4 protein-coding genes are annotated in these 3380 nt (G+C 72.2%); all 4 read right to left on the bottom strand.

From position 1 onward, the window contains the following. Positions 1 to 420: 420 nt before the first annotated feature. The 4 genes from SCA03_RS34520 to SCA03_RS34505 all read right to left on the bottom strand — a co-directional run bounded on the left by SCA03_RS34520 (position 421) and on the right by SCA03_RS34505 (position 3195). A complete protein-coding gene (locus SCA03_RS34520; RefSeq protein WP_030892806.1) occupies positions 421 to 750 on the bottom strand; it encodes a putative quinol monooxygenase in 330 nt (109 codons plus the stop codon). Between the two features lie 132 nt (positions 751 to 882). After that, complete coding sequence (locus SCA03_RS34515) at positions 883 to 1317, bottom strand: nuclear transport factor 2 family protein (protein WP_030892809.1); 435 nt, start codon at positions 1315 to 1317, stop codon at positions 883 to 885. Between the two features lie 43 nt (positions 1318 to 1360). Further along, on the bottom strand, positions 1361 to 1897 hold the full coding sequence (locus SCA03_RS34510) for a hypothetical protein (RefSeq protein WP_141275889.1): 537 nt from the start codon (positions 1895 to 1897) through the stop codon (positions 1361 to 1363). A 119-nt stretch (positions 1898 to 2016) separates the two neighbouring features. Continuing rightward, complete coding sequence (locus SCA03_RS34505) at positions 2017 to 3195, bottom strand: helix-turn-helix domain-containing protein (protein WP_086814422.1); 1179 nt, start codon at positions 3193 to 3195, stop codon at positions 2017 to 2019. Between the last annotated feature and the right edge of the window lie 185 nt (positions 3196 to 3380).

Raw genomic sequence — 3380 nt, 5'->3', positions numbered from 1 at the left:
GGGGTGCCTTTCGCTGGGGACATGAGGCGGGCCGCTGTGCGGGGACGGATTCGGCTTCGGGCTTTCCGCGTGGTGCGGGCCCGCGGTGTGCGGGTTTTGCCTTCTGCCGTCGCGGCCGAGACCCAGTGTTGAGACCGGCGTGGGGGCATCCCAAATGTGTGACGTACTACCGGAGTTAGTGCGCAGGGAAATAGCTGGAGTGAGAGAGACCGTGTCCGTGGGCCAGGAGCGCATCGGTCGCTACGAAAGAATCGCGTGGGTGACGTGGACTCTATGGGGGCTGTCACAAAGGGGCGGGCTTTTCGGAACTCACGGCCGAGAAATTGTGCGCGCTGTGTGACGGAAATCCGGGCCGGGAACGGAAGAGGCCGCGGTCCGATCGGAATCGGGCCGCGGCCTCGGGGCGGGAGCCGACCGGACTCAGGCGTCCGGCACGGTCATCTCGCCGAGCAGGGACCAGTCGTCCTGGTCGAGGGTCGTGTTGACCACCTTCGGGGTGCGCACCAGGTGCGGCGGCAGCGTGCGCTGTGCCTTCTGGAAGTGCTCGGACTGGACGTGTGCCGCGCCGGCCTCGCCGTCGCGGAACGCCTCGACGAGGACGTACTCGTTCGGGTCCTCCACGCTGCGCGACCAGTCGAACCACAGGCAGCCGGGCTCGGCCCGGGTCGCCGCGGTGAACTCCCCGGCGATCTGCGGCCACTGGTCCGCGTACTCGGGGCGGACCTGGAACTTGGCGGTGATGAAGATCATCGAGGGCTCCCTCGGTCGTGCTCGTGATGTATCGCCCCTGGTCAGAGACGAAACGCCCAGTTTAACGACGTCCTGTCCCGCTGCCCTTCCGCCCCGCCCTCCCCGTCCCTCGGCGCGTGGGTCCGCGCGGGCTCACATGGGCCCCCGCCCGCCTTCCCCGGCGCCGAGCGGAGCCGGCCGGGCGTGCACGGTACGGCGGCCGATACGCCAGCCGCCCGGACCCTCGGCGTCCCGGACGACCACGTCCTCGTACGTGACGGTCCCGCACCTGCCGTCCGCGTGCACGCCCAGCCCCTTGGAGAGGGCGTGCACACTGCCGTCCGGGCGCTCGGTCAGCACGATGTTGGTGACGTGGTGGGCCACCGGGTTCCGGTCGCCGAGCGCCTGCCCGGCCTCCCGGATCCGGGCGGGCCCGTGCAGAACCCCCGCCCCGAAGGCGGAGACGTCGTAGACGCAGTCCGGGACGAACAGCTCCTCCAGCCGGTCGAGCCGGCCGTGATCGACGAGGTGCCCGTGCAGGGCGAGCAGCTCGGCGACGGCTGCCCGGTCCTCGGCGGTGAGTGCCATGAGCGGGTGCTCCTTGCTCAGCGGACGAAGAGGACGGCCGAGCCTACTGCGCACGCCTTTCGGAACCCACGATCCCACCGCCGTCCGCACCGGCCCCGTCCGCACCGATCCCGACCGCACGGGTGCCCGCACGGATCCCGTCCACCGTGCGGTCCGGGCCGGGCCGGGCCGCCCCGGTGCCCCTTCCGCCGCCCCGGGCGAGTACGTGGGCGAGCGCGGTGTGCAGCAGCGTGGCGTCCGTCAGCCGTCGGCCACCGCCGTACGGGACGGCCCAGTACGGGCCGGGGGGACGCGTCCGGTGCGCGCCGGGGACCGTCACCCAGCACCCCGTGCCCAGCAGCCGAACCCCCGCACGCGCGGGCAGCGCGCCCCATTCCGCCTCGTCCCCGGCCCGGACCAGCCAGTACAGCACTCCGCCCCGCGCGTCCCCGATGACGGCCCCGCACGCGGCCCCCAGCCTCCGCACGGCCTCCAGCCCGTACGGCTCCCGCACGCGCACCGCGTCCCAGTGCAGGCCCGCGGGGACGGCGACGGGGGATGCGCCGTGGGGTGGGGGCCACCCTGCCTCTCTGTGTTTCATGACAGCTCATTCCGTGACGTCGACGATCCTCTGTCGCGCCACATGGTTGTCGCGTCGCCCGCCACGAACTGTCAGCGAACAATGACAGCTCGGGCCAGGTCATGACGCGCTGTCACGGATCAACGGCCGAGCCAGGAACCGTAGTTGAGCACGTTGTCCGGGACGCGGCGCTTGACCGCGACCAGCCCCGCATAGGTCTCGCGGACCAGCGGGTGGAGCCGGGTCTGTTGGGGAGCGATCCGCCGCGCCTCACGGAGCGAGGCGAAAGCGTCGTCAGCCCTCCCGATGACCAGCTGCGCGCGCGCCACCTCCGCGTGGTGGTGCGCCACGCGGGAGGCGGGCAGGACCGAAGCGCTCATCCCGTCCGCCACCTCGACCGCCTCCCGGTACCGGTCGCGTTCCGCCAGCGCCGAGACCCGGTGCACGGCGACATTCGTCGGACCGAAGCACAGCCAACGGACCCGCTGGACCTCTCCCGTACGCGCCGCGTACCGCTCCGCCTCCGCCAGGTGTTCGTCCGCCTCGTCCTCGCCCGCCCTCGCGTGCAGGACGGCGGCACCCAGGTGCAACCTGCCGGTCACCGCGTCCCGCTCCACGCCCGGCTCGGCCTGTTCGGCGCAGCGCATGCCGGAGTCGATCAGCCGCAGCCCCGTCCGGTAGTCCCCGGCGCGCAGGTACACCAGCCCGCGTAGACACTGCCGCACCGCGGACCCCGCCGGGTCCGAACCGTGACGGCAGGCCCACCCCATGCGTTCGAGAGCCACCGTGCAGAGGTCCGTCATACCGAACTTGGCCGCGAGGTCGTGCCCGGTCCGGTACGCGGAGGCGAGCGTGCGCCACGCCTGATCCGTCCCGTACGTGTGCGCCGCCGTCGTCGACTCCGTGATCAGCGCGGGCAGCATGGCCGCCACCTGGCGCAGTTCGGCTCTGCGCGTTGCCGCACACAGGGCCTCCGCCTCCCGGCTCAAGACGTCGACGCCGCGCGGACGCACCTCCGGATCGGCCCCGACGTCGTAGAGATCCAGGGCTTCACGGAGCGGCTGTATCAGCCCGTCCAACTGGTCGGCCCGCAGCTCCTCCATGTACGGCTGCCCGGTCAACTCCGTGACGGGCACGGACAACGCCCGTGCCAACGCCCCCAGCACCGAGGGCGAAGCGGCCATCTTCCCCTGCTCGACCTTGGCCACGGTGGAGTACGAGACCGCGGCCCGCTCCGCCAACGCCCGCTGCGTCAGACGCCGAGCCTTCCGGATGTGCGCGACCCGCGCCCCGGCGTGCTCGACAGAGTGCACCTGCATAGGAACCCCGTTCTGGTCCGCGACACTCCGAACGGTACGCCTCTCCGGGCCCGACGCCAGGTTCACGCTCCGTCTCTTCTCGCTGACGGGCGGCGGGAGTTGAGGACAGCACGACGCCCCGGCCTGCGTGGGGCAGACCGGGGCGTGCGGGTGTCGCCGGCCGGTTGTGGACGGTGTGTGTCGGG

The organism is Streptomyces cacaoi, assembly GCF_006539165.1.
Classification (GTDB): Bacteria; Actinomycetota; Actinomycetes; order Streptomycetales; family Streptomycetaceae; genus Streptomyces; species Streptomyces cacaoi.
This window is presented reverse-complemented; position numbering and strand designations above follow the sequence as displayed.

What these genes read in the sequence shown, in the direction of transcription:
- SCA03_RS34520 (WP_030892806.1), bottom strand. Translation starts at nt 750, where the DNA reads ATGATCTTCATCACCGCCAAGTTCCAGGTCCGCCCCGAGTACGCGGAC.
- SCA03_RS34505 (WP_086814422.1), bottom strand. Translation starts at nt 3,195, where the DNA reads ATGCAGGTGCACTCTGTCGAGCACGCCGGGGCGCGGGTCGCGCACATC.
- SCA03_RS34510 (WP_141275889.1), bottom strand. Translation starts at nt 1,897, where the DNA reads ATGAAACACAGAGAGGCAGGGTGGCCCCCACCCCACGGCGCATCCCCC.
- SCA03_RS34515 (WP_030892809.1), bottom strand. Translation starts at nt 1,317, where the DNA reads ATGGCACTCACCGCCGAGGACCGGGCAGCCGTCGCCGAGCTGCTCGCC.